The sequence below is a fragment of the Mesorhizobium sp. M0001 genome (assembly GCF_040324255.1).
Classification (GTDB): Bacteria; Pseudomonadota; Alphaproteobacteria; order Rhizobiales; family Rhizobiaceae; genus Mesorhizobium.
Genome location: NZ_JAMYVS010000001.1, coordinates 859210 through 876175, shown reverse-complemented (window position 1 = coordinate 876175; position 16966 = coordinate 859210). Strand labels below are relative to the sequence as shown.

The 16966-nt window shown below is 63.5% G+C and carries 14 protein-coding genes; 4 read left to right on the top strand and 10 right to left on the bottom strand.

The features are described from left to right. Positions 1-117 precede the first annotated feature (117 nt). From gcvT to gcvP, 3 genes are read left to right on the top strand one after another with little or no spacing between them, the layout of a single operon-like run. Entirely contained in the window at positions 118-1218 is a 1101-nt protein-coding gene (gene gcvT, locus NKK50_RS04190; RefSeq protein WP_352543123.1) for a glycine cleavage system aminomethyltransferase GcvT, read from the top strand. A 5-nt stretch (positions 1219-1223) separates the two neighbouring features. Beyond that, the gene (gene gcvH, locus NKK50_RS04185) at positions 1224-1592 is read left to right on the top strand and encodes a glycine cleavage system protein GcvH (protein ID WP_023688297.1); all 369 of its coding nucleotides are present in this window, start codon (positions 1224-1226) and stop codon (positions 1590-1592) included. 17 nt (positions 1593-1609) lie between these two features. Next, positions 1610-4420, top strand: a complete 2811-nt coding sequence (gene gcvP, locus NKK50_RS04180; protein ID WP_352543122.1) for an aminomethyl-transferring glycine dehydrogenase — start codon at positions 1610-1612, stop codon at positions 4418-4420. A 12-nt stretch (positions 4421-4432) separates the two neighbouring features. On the opposite strand, the gene NKK50_RS04175 is transcribed toward gcvP, so the two are convergent. From NKK50_RS04175 to cpaB, 10 genes are all read right to left on the bottom strand, one after another. Next, positions 4433-5602 carry a GGDEF domain-containing protein gene (locus NKK50_RS04175; RefSeq protein ID WP_023744807.1) on the bottom strand — a complete coding sequence of 390 codons (1170 nt, stop codon included), beginning with the start codon at positions 5600-5602 and terminating at the stop codon, positions 4433-4435. Between the two features lie 161 nt (positions 5603-5763). Next, positions 5764-6234, bottom strand: a complete 471-nt coding sequence (locus NKK50_RS04170; RefSeq protein WP_023667596.1) for a hypothetical protein — start codon at positions 6232-6234, stop codon at positions 5764-5766. 71 nt (positions 6235-6305) lie between these two features. Next, on the bottom strand, positions 6306-7193 hold the full coding sequence (locus tag NKK50_RS04165) for a PA3715 family protein (RefSeq protein WP_023744806.1): 888 nt from the start codon (positions 7191-7193) through the stop codon (positions 6306-6308). 131 nt (positions 7194-7324) lie between these two features. Continuing rightward, positions 7325-8290, bottom strand: a complete 966-nt coding sequence (locus NKK50_RS04160) for a type II secretion system F family protein (protein ID WP_023681595.1) — start codon at positions 8288-8290, stop codon at positions 7325-7327. A 1-nt stretch (position 8291) separates the two neighbouring features. Continuing rightward, a complete protein-coding gene (locus tag NKK50_RS04155) occupies positions 8292-9257 on the bottom strand; it encodes a type II secretion system F family protein (protein ID WP_352543121.1) in 966 nt (321 codons plus the stop codon). 4 nt (positions 9258-9261) lie between these two features. Continuing rightward, positions 9262-10683 carry a TadA family conjugal transfer-associated ATPase gene (locus NKK50_RS04150; protein ID WP_023667600.1) on the bottom strand — a complete coding sequence of 474 codons (1422 nt, stop codon included), beginning with the start codon at positions 10681-10683 and terminating at the stop codon, positions 9262-9264. After that, on the bottom strand, positions 10680-11894 hold the full coding sequence (locus NKK50_RS04145; protein ID WP_023667601.1) for a CpaE/TadZ family protein: 1215 nt from the start codon (positions 11892-11894) through the stop codon (positions 10680-10682). Before NKK50_RS04145 ends, NKK50_RS04150 begins: the two co-directional genes overlap by 4 nt. 45 nt (positions 11895-11939) lie before the next feature. Beyond that, entirely contained in the window at positions 11940-12206 is a 267-nt protein-coding gene (locus NKK50_RS04140; protein WP_023667602.1) for a hypothetical protein, read from the bottom strand. A 4-nt stretch (positions 12207-12210) separates the two neighbouring features. Beyond that, positions 12211-13611 carry a type II and III secretion system protein family protein gene (locus NKK50_RS04135; protein WP_352543120.1) on the bottom strand — a complete coding sequence of 467 codons (1401 nt, stop codon included), beginning with the start codon at positions 13609-13611 and terminating at the stop codon, positions 12211-12213. Between the two features lie 78 nt (positions 13612-13689). Then, on the bottom strand, positions 13690-14595 hold the full coding sequence (gene cpaB, locus NKK50_RS04130) for a Flp pilus assembly protein CpaB (protein ID WP_352543119.1): 906 nt from the start codon (positions 14593-14595) through the stop codon (positions 13690-13692). 257 nt (positions 14596-14852) lie between these two features. Here cpaB and parE point away from each other — a divergent pair, with 257 nt between their 5' ends. Then, positions 14853-16907 (top strand): DNA topoisomerase IV subunit B, encoded by a 2055-nt coding sequence (parE, locus tag NKK50_RS04125; protein WP_023691142.1) that lies wholly within the window; start codon positions 14853-14855, stop codon positions 16905-16907. Positions 16908-16966: the final 59 nt, after the last annotated feature.

Here is a 16966-nt window from a genome sequence, read left to right as displayed (position 1 = left end):
GCCGAAGGTGTAAGCGTCGCCGACAGAGTTCCGGTTGCGCGAGTCTCTCAGGCTTCAGACAGAGGGGCACGGACTGGTCGCCAGCAGCGGCCGATTGCGTGCGACTCTGGAGATGACATGACGGGCGACGACACCAAACACCTTCCTCTCGAAGATCTGCACACCGCCGCCGGCGCACGCTTTGGCGCCTTTGCGGGCTGGTCTATGCCGCTGATCTATCCGGCCGGCGTGATGAAAGAGCACCTTCACACCCGCGAACATGCCGGCCTGTTCGACATTTCGCATATGAAGCTGTTCGCTGTCAGCGGACCGGGCGCTGCGGCACTGCTCAACCGCGCCAGTCCGCTCGATGCCGGCGCGCTTGAGATTTCACAGTCCAAATATACTTTCTTCCTCAACGAGGCCGCCGGGATCATCGACGATCTGATCGTCACCCGGCTCGACGCCGAGCGCTTCATGGTGGTCGCCAACGCCGGGAATGCGGTCGAGGACGAGAAGCATCTGCGTGCGCTGGCCGCGGACTTCGACGTCAAAGTCGATGCGCTCGACCGCGTCTTCCTGGCGATCCAGGGGCTGGAAGCCTGGGCTGCCTTGTCCCGCGCCGGCATCGAGACCGGCTCACTCTTGTTCATGCATGGCATCGAGCCTAAGCAAAACTGGTTCATGAGCCGCTCCGGCTACACCGGCGAGGACGGCTTCGAGATCGGCCTGCCGGAGGCGGATGCGCGCGCTCTGGTCACGAAACTGCTCGAGGACGAGCGTGTGTTGTGGATCGGCCTTGCTGCCCGCGACTCGCTGCGGTTGGAGGCCGGCCTGTGCCTGCACGGCCAGGACATCACGCCGGAGATCGATCCGGCCAGTGCCGGCCTGATGTGGGCGATCCCCAAAGATCTCCGCGCCGGCGGTTCCTTCATCGGCGCCGATGCGCTGCGGTCCATCCTGGAGCGCGGGCCGTCGCAAAAGCGCGTCGGCCTGAAGCCGGACGGCCGCCAGCCGGTGCGCGCCGGCGCTGCTTTGTTCGATGCCGACGGCAATCCGGCCGGCCACGTGACATCAGGCGGCTTCGGCCCCTCGGCCGGCCATCCTGTCGCCATGGGCTATGTGTCAACGGCCTTGGCCAAGCCGGGCACGAAACTCTTCGCCGATGTTCGCGGGACGAAAATCTCGGTCGATATCAGTTCCTTGCCCTTCACTCCTCATCGCTACCGCAAAGGATAATTCCGATGGCAAAAACCTATTTCACACAAGATCACGAATGGCTGAGCGTCGAGGGAGGCATCGCCACCGTCGGGATCACCGACTATGCGCAGGAACAGCTTGGCGATCTCGTCTTCGTCGAGCTGCCTCAAATCGGCACGAAGCTCAGCAAGGGCGATACCGCCGTGGTCGTCGAATCCGTCAAGGCGGCCTCCGATGTTTATGCGCCGGTTGACGGCGAGATCACCGACGCCAACGGCGCGCTGTCCTCGGACCCGTCGCTGGTCAACTCCGCTGCGACCGGCGACGGCTGGCTGTGGAAGATGAAGCTCGCCGACGAAGGCCAACTCGCAGGCCTCATGGATGAGGCCGCCTACAAAGCCCATATCGGTTGATATCAGGACCTATTGCCATGAGCGCAGCACTTACCCCCTTCTCGGCCCGCCACATCGGTCCTGATGTAAACGATGTCAGAGCCATGCTTGCCGTGATCGGCGTTCCCTCTGTCGAGACGCTGATCAGCCAGGCTGTGCCGCAGTCGATCCGCCTCGATCTGCCGCTGACCCTTCCCGCGCCGGCGAGCGAAGCCGAAGCGCTGGCCGAATTGTCGGCGATCATGGCAAAAAACACGGTGCTGAAGAGCTTCATCGGCGCCGGCTATCACGGCGTCCACGTGCCGCCGGTCATCCAGCGCAACCTGTTCGAGAACCCGGCCTGGTACACCGCCTATACGCCCTACCAGGCCGAGATCAGCCAGGGCCGCCTGGAAATGCTGTTCAACTTCCAGACCCTGGTCACCGAATTGACCGGCCTGCCGGTGGCTTCGGCTTCCCTGCTCGACGAAGCGACGGCGGTGGCCGAAGCGGTCGGCATCGCGCTGCGCCATCATCGCGACAAGCGCACCAAGGTAGCGCTGGCCGGCACGCCGCATCCGCAGACGCTGGACGTCGTGCGCACCCGCGCCGAGCCGCTCGGCATCGAGATCGATGGCGAGACCATCGACGACAACACCGCCGCCCTGCTGGTCTCCTGGCCGGACACGTTTGGCGTCTATGGCGACCACAAGGCGGCGATCGAGAAGGCTCGCGCCACCGGCGCCGTGGTCGTCTTCATCGCCGATCCGCTTGCGCTCACCCTGACCGAAGCGCCGGCCAGGCTTGGCGCCGACATCGCCGTCGGCCCGATGCAGCGCTTTGGCGTGCCGATGGGCTTTGGCGGCCCGCACGCCGCCTATTGCGCCGTCTCCGACAAGCTGACCCGGCTGATGCCCGGCCGCCTCGTCGGGCAGTCGATCGACAGCAAGGGCCGTCCCGGCTATCGCCTCGCCCTGCAGACGCGCGAACAGCATATCCGCCGCGACAAGGCGACCTCCAACATCTGCACCGCGCAGGCGCTGCTTGCCAACATGGCGACCGCCTACGCGATCTGGCACGGCCCCACTGGTTTGCAGGCGATCGCAGCCCGCATCCATGAGCTCGCCAACGGCCTCGCAGCAGGCCTGAAAACCGCTGGTGTTTCCGTGCTCGGCTCAAGCCGTTTCGACACGGTGACAGCCGAAGTGAAGGGCAAGGCAGCTTCGATCGCCGCTGCCGCTGAAAAAGGTGGCCGGCTGCTGCGCGTCATCGATGCCGACCGCATCAGCATCGCCTTCGACGAAACCTCGACCGAGGCGGATCTCGAGGCTATCGCCGCCCTGTTCGGCGCCAAGTCCGGCGCTACTGAGGCGGGCGCGATGCCCGGCAAGCCGCGCGGCAAGGAGTTTCTGACCCAGCCGGTTTTCCGCGAAAACCACTCCGAGACCGACATGATGCGCCTGCTGCGCAGGCTAGCCGACAAGGATTTGGCGCTCGACCGCACCATGATCCCGCTGGGCTCCTGCACCATGAAGCTCAACGCGGCGGCCGAAATGATGCCGGTCAGCTGGCCTGTTGTCGCCAACCTCCATCCCTTCGCGCCGGCCAGCCATTCGGCCGGCTATCGCGCCATGGTCGGCGAGCTGGAAGGCTGGCTGGCGGAGATCACCGGCTTCGACGCCGTCAGCCTGCAGCCCAATGCCGGCAGCCAAGGCGAATATGCCGGCCTGCTCGCCATCCGCGCCTATCACCGTTCGCGTGGCGAAGGCCATCGCACCATCTGCCTGATCCCCCAGTCCGCGCATGGCACCAATCCCGCGAGTGCGGCGATGGCCGGCATGAGCGTCGTCGTCGTGCGTTGCCTGGAGGACGGCAATATCGACATGGACGATATGCGGGCCAAGGCCAACGAGCATTCCAAGAATCTCGCAGCTCTGATGTTCACCTATCCCTCGACGCACGGCGTCTACGAGGAAGGCGCGCGCCACCTGTGCGCTCTCATCCACGAACATGGCGGCCAGGTCTATTTGGACGGCGCCAACCTTAACGCGCTGGTCGCCCTGGCGCGGCCCGCCGATATCGGCGCCGATGTCTGCCACATGAACCTGCACAAGACCTTCTGCATCCCGCATGGCGGCGGCGGTCCGGGCGTCGGTCCGATCGGCGTCAGGGCGCATCTGAAACCCTATCTGCCGGGTCATGTCACCGAAGGTTCGGCGCATGCCGTGTCCGCTGCCCCGTTCGGCAGCGCTTCCATCCTGCCGATCACCTGGATGTACATCCGCATGATGGGCGCCGCCGGCCTGAAGCAGGCGACGGAGACGGCGATCATCTCGGCCAATTATGTGGCGACGCGGCTCGCGCCGCACTTCCCGCTTCTCTACAAGGGCAGGCACGATCGCATCGCGCATGAATGCATTGTCGACACGCGCGTGCTCAAGGAGAGCGCTGGCATCAGCGTCGACGATATCGCCAAGCGGCTGATCGATTACGGTTTTCACGCGCCGACCATGTCGTTCCCTGTCGCCGGCACGCTGATGGTCGAGCCGACCGAATCCGAGCCCAAGCGCGAACTCGACCGGTTCTGCGAGGCGATGATCGCCATTGCCGGCGAGGCAGCGAAAGTGGCGAAGGGTGAATGGCCGCTCGAGGACAACCCGCTGGTCAATGCCCCGCACACGGCGGCCGAAACCCTTGCCGGCCAGTGGACCCACCCCTATTCGCGGCTGGAAGCGGCCTACCCCGCCGGCGATGTCGATACAGCGGCCAAATACTGGCCGCCGGTCTCGCGCATCGACAATGTCGCCGGCGACCGCAACCTCGTCTGCTCCTGCCCGCCGCTGTCGGAATATCTCGGCGCCGCCGAATAACACTCTGGCCTGTCAGGCTGAGCGCAGGGCCGGTCCGTCGGCTTTGCTTACCCGGTTCAGCACAAGCACGCGGTTCCGCCCCGCGTGCTTGGCCGCGTAAAGCGCTTTGTCTGCCTCGGCCAGGACGTCCTCGAGGCTGCTGCCGTCTTCCTTGCCAAAGCCAATGCCACCGCTGACGCTACTGCGCAACGGCCCGCGCGGCGTCGGCACCACTTCCGTGCCGAAGGCGACGCCGATCCTGCTGGCGAGATCGTAGGCCTTGTCCTCAGTCATCCGCGACATGACCAACGCGAACTCCTCGCCGCCCAGCCGGAAGGCGTCGACGCCAACCCTGTCATACTTCTTGATGACAGCGGCGAAACGGCAGAGCACCCGATCGCCGACGGGATGGCCATAGACATCGTTGGTCCGCTTGAAGTCGTCGAGGTCGAACATGGCGACCGACATGAACGGGCCGAAGACGTGCTCGCCATAAAGCGAGTTCAAAGCCCGCCGGTTCATCAGCCCGGTCAACGGGTCGGTCAAGGTCTCGGCCTTCAGTTCGATCTGTGCCTGCAGATGATGCAGCGACAGCGTCAGCGCGCCGAGAGCCGTCATGCAGGCGACCGCCACGACCGAATTCAACCGCTCGGCCCAATTGTCGGGTGCGACGCCGAGCACCCACTGGCCCTTGACCAGAAGCACGGCGCCGCAGAGCCCGAAGGATACGCCACAGACGCCGCTTAGCGCCGAAACGACCAGCAGAATGCCGCGATCATGACCGCCCTTGATCCAGAACATCATCCCGATCGAGGCGAGCAGCACTGTTACCGTCGCATAGGTGAGGATGAAGGCGACACCATCGAAACCGAGATAGGTGACGCCGGCGCACACGGCCATCGCGAGCAGGGCCGGCAGGACAGCGCGGCTGTAATTGCGCACACCAAGATATTGCATGGCCGAAAGTGAAAGCGCCAGGAAACCGAGGCTGAGCAGCGCCAGCGCCGCTTGGCAAAGCAACGGACTGGGCTCCCTCGTGTAGCGCCAGAAGACGATGACGTGGGCGACAAGGACGAGAATGCCGCACGCAACCGTCAGCACGAAGCGTGCACGCGGCGCCGTGAACCAGATCACAAACATGGTGACGCTCAGGCATGTGCCCGACAGCGCAGCCGCCAGCAATAGCGAACTGAAATCCAGCATGGATGAGCGGCAACCTTTGGGATCTTCGATTTGTGGCGCATCATAGGCATGCAACCGGCCGGAGATACCGTTTTCGGCCGGTTTTCAAAGCAACCTGCCGACAGGGTTTACAAAGCGTCGACTGCCGTCCCGCGAAGCTCGGCACGCGAGTGTCCCTAGTCTCAGCCCTTGTTGAGCAGCGCCAGATTGGCGTTGATCACGCTCGGGTCGGCCATGCCGGCCCTTGCTTCCATGAGCAGCGCTCTCGCCTTCTTCTTGTTGCCGCGCAGCAGCTGCGAATAGCCCATATTGTTGACAATCTGCGGCTTGCGCCCGGCAACCTTCAAAAGCTGGTCGTAGGCGCGGTCGGCGAAGTCGAACCGGCCGAGTTCGTCATAGGAGGCGGCAAGCCCCATCCATCCCTCGGCACTGTCGGCCTTCAGTTCCACGGCCTTGCGAAAATGCTGTTCGGCAAGGCCGTAATTGGCCTCGCGGAACTGCGCCTTGCCTTGCGCAAGGTCGGAGGTGCTGACGTCTTTTGCCACCGGTTGGATCGATGTGGTCTTGGTTTTGTCGACGTTGTCGGTCGTGCAGCCGCCGACCATCAAGACGGCCGCTAGCGCGGCCATTGCCGTGAAACTTCTGTGACGCATGCCCCTGGCCCCAATCGCCCGATTTACCGGGTCGTTCTTCAGGAGGCAGACTACAACAGGGCAATTAAACTTCAGTGCTGAAACGCCCCTAAAATTTGGTTTCGGGCACACCAGCCATTAACCAGCCGAGGGTCCGGCTCCATCGACTTGAGCCCCGCCGGAAACTGATAGCGGCTGCCGTCATAGCGCAGCCGGTAGGTTCGTTTCATGGACCTTCCGGGATGGGACTGGCACTCGCCATTCTTGTCGACAGACGGATTGTCGGTGTCCAACCGCTCGAACACTGTGATGTCGTGATAGCCGTGATGTCTCGCCGGGCTCATCGCCAGGCTGACCCGGCTGGATTGAAAGGATCCTGAGCAATTGGTGTCGCCTTCGCCGCCAAAGCCGGCCACGATGATGCCGTCGAGCACCAGGCGCAGATCACCGCCGTCAAGGGCATAGAGTCGCAGGTCGGTTTCGCTGAAGGGATTGGGCCGCGAATGGCTCGCCATTTGGATGCGCAGGCCAAAGCCGGTGACACCGGGCGCCAGGCCATAGCGGCCGGTATCGAATTCGACCTTGTTGATGGCGATGGCATCATCGGTCATCAGCCCGGGCTGGAGCAGGCGCTGGCGCACCTGCCGGGTCTTCCTGTCGACGACCAGAAGGTCGACATCGCCGACATGCCCGTCGTCGCTGGATTGGCTGCTGTCGATGAGCGGCACCGCGACCAGCAACAGATCGTCATGGGCAGGCCATATCTTGCAGACGAGGCCAAACGGCGTATCCGGGAGCGTCACGGCGATGCTGGTATGGGGTTCGAGCGTGAACGAGGCGCCGTCTGCGCTCTTTTGGGCCCTGGGATAGGCCTGTTGCACCAGGGCGGCAGCATCGCCGCAATCGTCGGCCGCGGCCGAGGCCGGCGACAGACTGGTGGCGGCCAGGCCGAGGAAAGCGGTGCACAAGACTATTCGCATGGACGGCTCACTCATTTTGCTTTGCGGATTTTGCCGAAGGAGAGCGACCGAACCGGCCGGGTTTCGACATCCAGATGAAGCGTAGTTGGAGTGAGTAACCGCAAGAAGCCGCCGGGCAATCCCCTAGGTATCTACTGAACCGCCGTCATTTTGACGATGATCGGGATGACGGCGATCATCAGCACCACCGGCAGGATGCACACCACCACCGGCACCGACATCTTGGCCGGCAAGGCATGTGCCTTCTCCTCGGCCAGCGACATGCGCTTGTGGCGCATTTCGTCGGAGAACACGCGCAGCGCCCCGGCAAGGCTGGTGCCGAGTTCCTTCGACTGCTGCAAAAGCGTGGCGAAGGAGCGCACCTCGTCCAAGCTGAGGCGGTCGGCGAGCGCCTTCAAGGCATCGTCGAGGCTGCGGCCGGCCCTGAGTTCCAGCGACACCAGCTGCAGGTTTTGGCTCAGCGACGGATAGGTCTTGGCCAGTTCCTTCGAGACCCGCTCGATGCCTGCCTCCATGCTCATGCCGGCATCGGAGCAGACGATCATCAAATCCATGAAGTCGGGAAAGCCGTTGCGGTATTCGCGCATCTTTTCCCGCACCTTCTGGCTGAGCACCAGGCCGGGCACGAAATAGCCGGCGGCTCCCGACAGGATGATGAAGGTCCAGCGGCTGGTCGCGGTGGAATCGGCGCTGCCCATCCAATGGTTGACCAGGAACGCGCCGATCGTTGCGCCCACCAGGCAGGCGAAGCGGATCAGGAAGAATGTGCCGATCGCGCGCGGCTCCATATAGCCCGCCTGGATCAGCTTCATACGCAACCGGGCGACATTTTCCGGATCGCTCTTGGCGTAGAATTCCTGCGCCCGCTTCACCGCCTTCTCGCGCACGACGCTCTGGTTCTTCTTCGGCGCCGCCTCGGCCTGTTGGGGAGTCTTGCTGTCGTCGATCTTGAGCCGGCGCTTGAGATCGTTGCGGTCGCCTTTGGCTACCACGAGCGGCCATGCCACCGCGCTGCCACCCAACACCAGCAGCAGCGCGGCTACCGGCATCAGCGACGTCGGCGCCAGCGATGCAAGAAACTGGATCATCTGCTCCATCTCAGAACCGGAAGTTCGACATCTTGAACATGATGATGTTGCCCAGCATCAGCCATGTCACGGAACCGCCCAGCAGATACCACGTCTTCGGTACATCCCAGACGCTCTGATAGAATTGCGGCATCATCACCATGATGGTGGCGAACAGCAGTGCCGGCACCGCCGTCAGGATATAGGCCGACATACGACCCTCGGTCGAAATGGCGCGCACCTTGCGGCGCAGCTTGCCGCGTTCGCGGATCGTCGTCGACAGCCCGTCGAGGATCTCGCGCAGATTGCCGCCCGAACTCGTCTGGATGGAAACCGCGGTGACGAACAGCGGCAGATCCTCCTGGCCGACGCGATCAAACAGTGAATTCAACGCCGAAACCAGGTCGGAACCATAAGTCACCTCGTCGGAGATAACGCCGAATTCGGTGCCGATCGGATCGGGCATCTCGCGCGACACCATGGAGATCGCCACCGGAACCGGATGCCCGGCCTTCAAGCCGCGCGTGATCAATTCCAGCGCCTCCGGCAACTGCACGCCGAAACGCTTCACCCGCCGGGCACGCTTGGAACGCAGCACAATTACCGGCAGCAGCGCTGTCAGCACCACAAACAGCAAAATGGCGAGCAACAGCGGCAGGCCGTACCAGAGCGCGACGAGCATCATCGCCAGCGCCACGCCCGTCGTCATCGTCAGGAATTTCGGCAAGGGCATCACCATGCCAGACTGCGTGCGCAGCGCGCGAAAACGGTCGGGCGAGAAGAATGACGTGCCGGAATCGAGGCCGCGTTCCTTGCGCAGCTGGATCAGCACCTGTTCCTGGCTGATCTTGTTTTCCTGCAGCTTCATGCGCCGGTTGATAGCCAGGCGCTTGTCGCTGCGGCCGGCATAGAGCAGATAGCAGCCTTCGGCGATCATGATGCCGGTCAGCGCTGCCGCGGCATAGACGACATAGATCGGGCTGAAATTCTCGAACACCCGGCTACTCCTGCGGCCGGCCGGGTTCGAAATATTTGCCGGGGAATTCAATGCCCATATTGCGCAGGTCCTCGAGGAAACGCGGGCGAATGCCGGTCGCCTCGTAGTGACCGAGGATCTTGCCGTCGGCTTCCATGCCGGTGCGCACGAAGCGGAATATCTCCTGCATCTGGATGACGTCGCCTTCCATGCCGGTCACCTCGGCGACGCTGGTCACCTTGCGCTTGCCGTCCGACAGTCGCGTCAGCTGGACGATAAGGTCGAGCGCGCTGGCGATCTGGCTGCGGATCGACTGCACCGTCATCGGCATGCCGGTCATGCCCAGCATCTGCTCGAGGCGCGAAATGGCGTCGCGCGGCGTGTTGGCGTGGATGGTCGCCATCGAGCCTTCATGGCCGGTGTTCATCGCCTGCAGCATGTCGAAGGCCTCCTCGCCGCGGCACTCGCCGAGGATGACGCGGTCAGGGCGCATGCGCAGCGCGTTCTTGACCAGGTCGCGCTGCTTCAGCTCGCCATGACCTTCGATGTTGGCGGGGCGCGTTTCCATGCGCGCGACATGCGGCTGCTGCAGCTGCAGTTCGGCCGCGTCCTCGATGGTGATCAACCGTTCGTCTTCCGGAATAAAGGCTGACAATGCGTTGAGCATTGTCGTCTTGCCGGTGCCGGTACCGCCCGAGATGATGGTCGTTTTGCGGGCGTGGACTGCAGCCGCCAGCACCTCGGCCATGTTCTGGGTGATGGCGCCGAACTCGACCAGCTTGTGCAGGCCGAGCTTGTTCTTTGAAAACTTGCGGATCGACACCAGCGGCCCGTCGACGGCGACCGGGCGAATGGCGGCGTTGAAGCGCGAGCCGTCGAGCATGCGGGCATCGACCATCGGCTGCGATTCGTCGACCCGGCGGCCGACGGCGGCGACGATCTTGTTGACGATGCGCAACAGGTGCGCCTCGTCCTTGAACGGGATATGGACCTGCTGCAGCTTGCCCCGTTTTTCGACGAAGCAGTTCTGGTGGCCGTTGATCAGGATGTCGTTGATGTCGGGGTCCTTGAGCAGCGGTTCCAGCGGGCCGAGGCCGACCATCTCATCGACGATGTCATCGACCAGCGCTTCAAGTTCGACGGTGTTGATCGCCATACGCTCCTGGCGGGTCTTTTCCGACACGAACTCCTGCACCTGCCGGCGCATCTCATCCTTGGGCAGGCGCTCCAGCGCGACCAGGTTGATTTCCTCGAGCAGCAGCCGGTGGATGCGCACGCGGGCATCGAGCACCTTGTTGGCGCTTTTTCCCGGTGTTGTCTCCGGCTTCGGCGGCAAGGCCTTGCGGTTCGTCGGGATGACCACGGCGTGATGCGCGACCGGCGCCGCCTCGGCCGGCTTCAGAGCGCGGACGTCACGGTTCTGCAGGGTCGAGAAGCGGCTGGTCATCCGGCTTTCCTCTTCAGGAGGCCCCTGCCGATGCCGAACAGCGAGCGCGATTTCTCCGGCGTCACCACGGCTTCTTCCGGCAGGATGATCCTCTTCAGATCGTTGACGACATTGGCGTTCGGGTCGATCTCATGCAGCGGCACGCCGCGGTCGACCGCTTCACGCACAAGCCGGTAATTGTTGGAGATGCCGCCGACGAAATGCTCGCCCAGGATTTCCTGGACATCCGCCTGCTTGATGCCGTTGTCGAACATCTTCTGCTCGAAACGATTGACGATGACGTTCGGCTTCACTTCCTTGCCGGCCGTCTCGTAGACCGCCTGGATCAGCCGCTGCGTGTGGCGCAGGCATGGCACCGTCATTTCGGCGACGATGTAGAGCTTGTTGGAGCCGAGCAGCACCGTCTCCGTCCACGGAAACCAGGTGCGCGGCATGTCGATGACGACGTTATCGAAATAGGCCGAGACGAGATCGAGCATGCGCACCACGACATCGGTCTTGAACGAGCGCATTTCCGACGGATGCGTTGGCGCCGCCAGCACGCAGAGCCCGCTCGCATGCTTGGACAGCATCACATCCAGCAGCTGACGGTCGAGGCGCTCGGGCTGGTTCTCGATTTCGGTGATGTCGAAGCGCGGCTCGAGGTCGAGATATTCGGCGCAGGCGCCTTGCTGGAAATTGAGGTCGACCACGCAGGTCGACGCGCCGCGCGTCACCGAATGATGCAGCTGGAAGGCGGTCTGCAGCGCCAGCGTCGTGGTGCCGACGCCGCCGGCGGCCGGCATGAAGGTATAGATCTGCGACTCGGTGTTTTCCTCGCGCCCCGGCCCTTGCAGCGCGCGCACGACCGACCGCACCAGATCGGCGGTGGTGATCGGCTTGACCAGGAAATCGGCGACCTGGAGCTGCACCAGGATACGCACTGCGGCTGCGTTGAATTCCTGGGTGACGACGACCACCGGAACGCGGCCTTCAAGCCGGCGCATGATGCGCTGCAGCGACTCGATCTCTTCCAGCTTTGCCGCATCCATGTCGACGATGAGCGCGCCGAAATCGGCTTCCTGGACCTCGCCGCGCAGTTCGGTAATGTTCTTCTCGACGGTCGAAAGCTGGATCACCTCCGAGGCCGCGAACGCGGTGCGCGTATCCTGCGCAAAGGTCCGGTCGCTGGACACCAGCAGGATCTTCTTGGTCTTGATGCCGCTTGCCATTTTGTCAGCCTGTCAGGTCATTCCCGGTCAAATCACCGGGGCAAATCAATCGGTTGTCGCTGTCGGTTGCACGGCCTTGGCAGCAGCAGCCTGGTCGGCGGCGTTGACTGCCGCCTCACTGCGCTGCGCCGGCACCAGCAGCCTGGTGTTCTGGACGCCGTATTTCCAGGGATCGACCATCTGCATGGCCGTATTGGCGGCCTGTGCGTTGCCGGCGGCAATCGTCGGTCCCTCGGAGCGGACATAGTCGTCGCTGGTGCAGCCGCCGGCGAGGCCGGCGATCAGCAGGGCGATGCATGATTCCACGCGCATGGCTTCAATCCTTCGGCAGGTCGAGGAAATGCCCGACGGTGGTGACCGCGGCCGGCTGTGGCGTACTGCCGCTGGCCATTGCCACTGCACGATTGGCTTCGGACGATTTCACTTCCTCGGTGTTGTTGAGGAAATAGTCGACATTGCTGGCCGGCTGCGTGCCGTCGGTCGGCTCGAGCAGCTTCTTCGACGGATCGACCGGCTTGACCAGATAGGGGGTGACGATGATCACCAGATCGGTCTCGCGCCGCTGATAGGATTTGGAGGAGAACAGCGAGCCGAGCACCGGCAGCTTGCCGAGGCCGGGTAGACGCGATGTGGTAATGTCGTTCTGTGACTGCAGCAGGCCGGCGATCATGAAGCTCTGGCCATTCTTCAGGTCGACGGATGTTTTGGCGCGGCGCACGATAAAGCCCGGGACCGAGATATTGCCGATATTGTAGGAGGCCGAAGCGTCGATCGAGGACACTTCCGGCGCGATGTCGAGGCTCACCAGCCCGTCCTTGAGAACCGTCGGCGTGAAGTCGAGGCTGACGCCGTATTTCTTGTAGCTGACGGAAATCTTGCCATTGTCCTCGGAGACCGGGATCGGGAACTCGCCGCCGGCGAGGAAGCTTGCCGTCTGGCCCGAGCGGGCGATCAGGTTCGGCTCGGCCAGCCGCCTGGCGAGACCACGTTCCTCCAGCGCCTTGATGGCGACGTCGATCGACAGGCCGTTGGACAGCAGCCGGCCGATGATCTCGCCATTGCCGGCTCCCGGCACCGTGCCAGGATCGAGGGTGACGTCGCGCCCGCCAATGCCGTAAGCGAAATTGGCGCTGTATTTGGCGCCGAGATCCTGTCCGGCCTGGCGATTGATCTCGACGAAGCGGACGTTGAGCTGAACCTGCTGCGAGGACGAGATGTTGACCGAATTGATCACTTCTTCATTGCCGGAGAAGCGGCTGGCGATCTTGCTTGCCTTCTCGGCGGCGACCGCGTCATCGGCCTCGCCCGACAGCACGACGCGGCCATTGGCCGAGCCGACCTTGATCTTGGCGTCCGGCACGCTGGCGCGAATGGTGCTGGCCAGCTGGTCGGTGTCCAGCGTCACCTCGATGTCGACGGTGCCGACCAACTGCTTGTTCTCGTCGAACAGCGCGATGCCGGTGGTGCCGAGATTGTTGCCCAGCACATAGAAGGATTTGTCGGTCAGCGGATTGACGTTGGCGATCTCCGGATCGCCGATGACGATCTGATAGAAGGCGGCATTGGTCATGACCGTCTTCGGCTTGCCCTTGGCCACCTTGATCGACGCATTCGTTGTCGACGAGACATGGACGATATCGTTGTCGGCCTTGGCTGGCGCGCTGAGGCCGAGCATTGCGGCCGCGGCGAGGCAAGCCGCTATCGCGAGCGCCCGCATTGGGCGCAGTCCTTTCGTCGTCTGAAATGCATGAAGTCCCGACATCTGTCCCGTCCCTCGCCCGGTCCCCACCGGCAGTTATTGCTGGTCCCGCGCAGGAACCTGGTATTCTTCGACCTGCGTGCCGCGCGTCACGATGATCGTCTTGAATTTCGGCTTCTCAGGCTCCTTGGTCGCGGCAGTGAACAGCGCGCCGGCAGCGGCCTGGACGCCGGAGGCGACCGATCCGCCGAAGGACGAGATGGTGGTGACGCCGTCCTTGGCGGCCCCTCCGTCTGCGGCCGAGCGGAGCGACAGCGACAAGGTGCCGACGGTGCGGGCAAGCGCCACTTTCTGCGCGCCTTCGGTCGTCACCTCGATGGTGACGGAATTGGCGATCTGCGGTGCGGTCTGGCGCTCGTCGGCGCCCTGCCCCACGGTCAGCACCTTGGCGTCGGAGACGACGATCTCGGAGGTAACGGTCGATCCGGCAGCGCCCTGCGCGTTCTTGGCCACTTCCTGGATTTCGCCCGCATCGCGTGTCAGCACCACGTCGACCCGGTCGCCCGGCATGACGAAGCCGCCGACACCGGCGATCTCGTCGGTGCGGATTGTCACCGCCCGCATGCCGGGCGTCATCATGTTGGATAGCGTCGCGCGGCCGTTCGGCCCCGACAATTTGCTGATCAGCACCGGCTCGTTGATCTCGATCGGCGACAATACCACGCGGCTGCCTTCGGCGAGCAATGCATTGACTGTGGTGAATGCGCCCTGCGGCACCGAATCCTCGGACCATGGGATTTCGCTGAGCTGCGCCCGGTCAAGCTCCATGCCGTAACGCAGCGGCGCGTTGGCCACCACGATGGTCTTGAAGACGACCTTGGGGACGGCGGGCGCCGGGATCGACGCCGTTTTCTCTTCGGCATCGGCCTTGGCCTGGCTTTTCACCCAGAAATCCGCGGCAAAGATTGAAATCGCGCCGAAGACGGCAGCGATGCCAATCATCGTTATGGCCTTGCCCCTCACAACCAACCCCTGACATTCGTGGTCTTTTGTTTTGTTGAGGCGACGCTAGGCCGCTTTGTTAAAGATTCAGGAATCGCGCCCGCTCCGCACGGACCTATTTCCGCCGGCTTGGTTATCGAAAGGTTTTAGGATAAGAAGGGTTTAATCCCCGAACGTAACAGGAACTTCCGTCGCTTGGCGCCGAAAAGCGTGGCAGTATCGACGGGTGATTCGCGGCACCGGATTCTATGGCAGGCATGGACGACAACAACGATCTTTTCGGCAATCTGGAAAAGCAGCCCCAACCGGCTCGGACACCTTCGCGCCCGGCCGACCCGCTGGTGCAGGCCACGAAGCGTCCTGCCGCGACCAAGGACGGCAGCGAGGGCTATAGCGCCGCCGACATCGAGGTGCTGGAGGGGCTGGAGCCGGTGCGGCGCCGTCCCGGCATGTATATTGGCGGCACCGACGACAAGGCGATGCACCATCTGTTTGCCGAGGTCATCGATAATTCGATGGACGAGGCGGTCGCCGGCCATGCCACCTTCATCGATGTCGAGCTGTCGGCCGACGGATTTCTGACCGTCACCGACAATGGCCGCGGCATTCCGGTCGATCCGCATCCGAAATTCAAGAAACCGGCGCTCGAAGTCATCATGACGACGCTGCATTCGGGCGGCAAGTTCGATAGCAAGGTCTATGAGACCTCCGGCGGTCTGCACGGTGTCGGCGTCTCGGTCGTCAATGCGCTGTCGGACCATCTCGAAGTCGAGGTCGCGCGCGGTCGCCAGCTTTACCGCCAAAGGTTCTCGCGCGGCGTTCCGGTGAGCGGGCTGGAGCAGCTCGGCGAAGTGCACAACCGGCGCGGCACCAAAATCCGCTTCCATCCCGACGAGCAGATTTTCGGCAAGGGCGCCGCCTTCGAGCCGGCGCGGCTCTATCGCATGACCCGCTCGAAAGCCTATCTGTTCGGCGGCGTCGAGATCCGCTGGAGCTGCGACCCATCGCTGATCAAGGAAAAGGACCAGACGCCGGCCAAGGCGGAGTTCCATTTCCCCGGCGGCTTGAAGGACTATCTCAAGGCATCGCTCGGCGATGATTTCCAGGTGACCCGCGAAATCTTCGCCGGCAAGAGCGAGAAGCAGGGCGGCCACGGTTCGCTGGAATGGGCGGTGACCTGGTTCGGCGGTGACGGCTTCGTCAACTCCTACTGCAACACCATCCCGACCGGCGAAGGCGGCACGCATGAGGCCGGCTTTCGCAATGTGCTGACGCGCGGGCTTCGGGCCTATGCCGACCTGGTCGGCAACAAGCGCGCCTCGATCGTCACCTCCGAAGACGTGATGATCTCGGCGGCAGGCATGCTGTCGGTGTTTATTCGCGAGCCGGAATTCGTCGGCCAGACCAAGGACAGGCTGGCAACGATCGAAGCCATTCGCATTGTCGAGACCGCCATCCGCGATCCCTTCGACCACTGGCTGGCCGACAATCCGCAGGAAGCCTCCAAGCTGCTGGAATGGGTGATTGCGCGCGCCGACGAGCGGGTGCGCCGGCGCCAGGAAAAGGAAGTGTCGCGCAAGAGCGCGGTGCGCAAGCTGCGCCTTCCCGGCAAGCTCGCCGACTGCACGCAGAATGCCGCCGCGGGCGCCGAACTGTTCATCGTCGAAGGCGACTCGGCCGGCGGCTCGGCCAAGCAGGCGCGCGACCGCGCCAGCCAGGCGGTGCTGCCGCTGCGCGGAAAAATCCTCAACGTCGCCAGCGCCGGCAACGACAAGCTAGCCGCCAACCAGCAGATTTCGGACCTGATTCAGGCGCTCGGCTGCGGCACGCGCTCGAAATACCGCGACGAGGATTTGCGCTACGACCGCGTGATCATCATGACCGACGCCGACGTCGACGGCGCTCACATAGCCTCGCTGCTGATCACCTTCTTCTACCAGGAAATGCCGAATCTGGTGAATGGCGGCCATCTCTATCTGGCGGTGCCGCCGCTCTATTCGATCCGGCAAGGCGGCAAGGTTGCCTATGCCAGGGACGATGCGCACAAGGACGAGCTGTTGCGCACCGAATTCACCGGCCGCGCCAAGGTCGAGATCGGCCGCTTCAAGGGCCTGGGCGAGATGATGGCCGCGCAGCTCAAGGAAACCACCATGGACCCGAGGAAGCGCACGCTGCTCAGGGTCGATGTCATCGACGCCGTGGCCGCGACCAAGGATGCTGTCGACGCGCTGATGGGCACCAAGCCGGAAGCCCGCTTCCGCTTCATCCAGGAACGCGCCGAATTCGCCGCGACGGAAGTGCTGGATATCTGAGCGCTGGCCAACTCTTCGTTTTGACGCAGTTCCGGGCGGAAAACCGTTTCACACTTTTC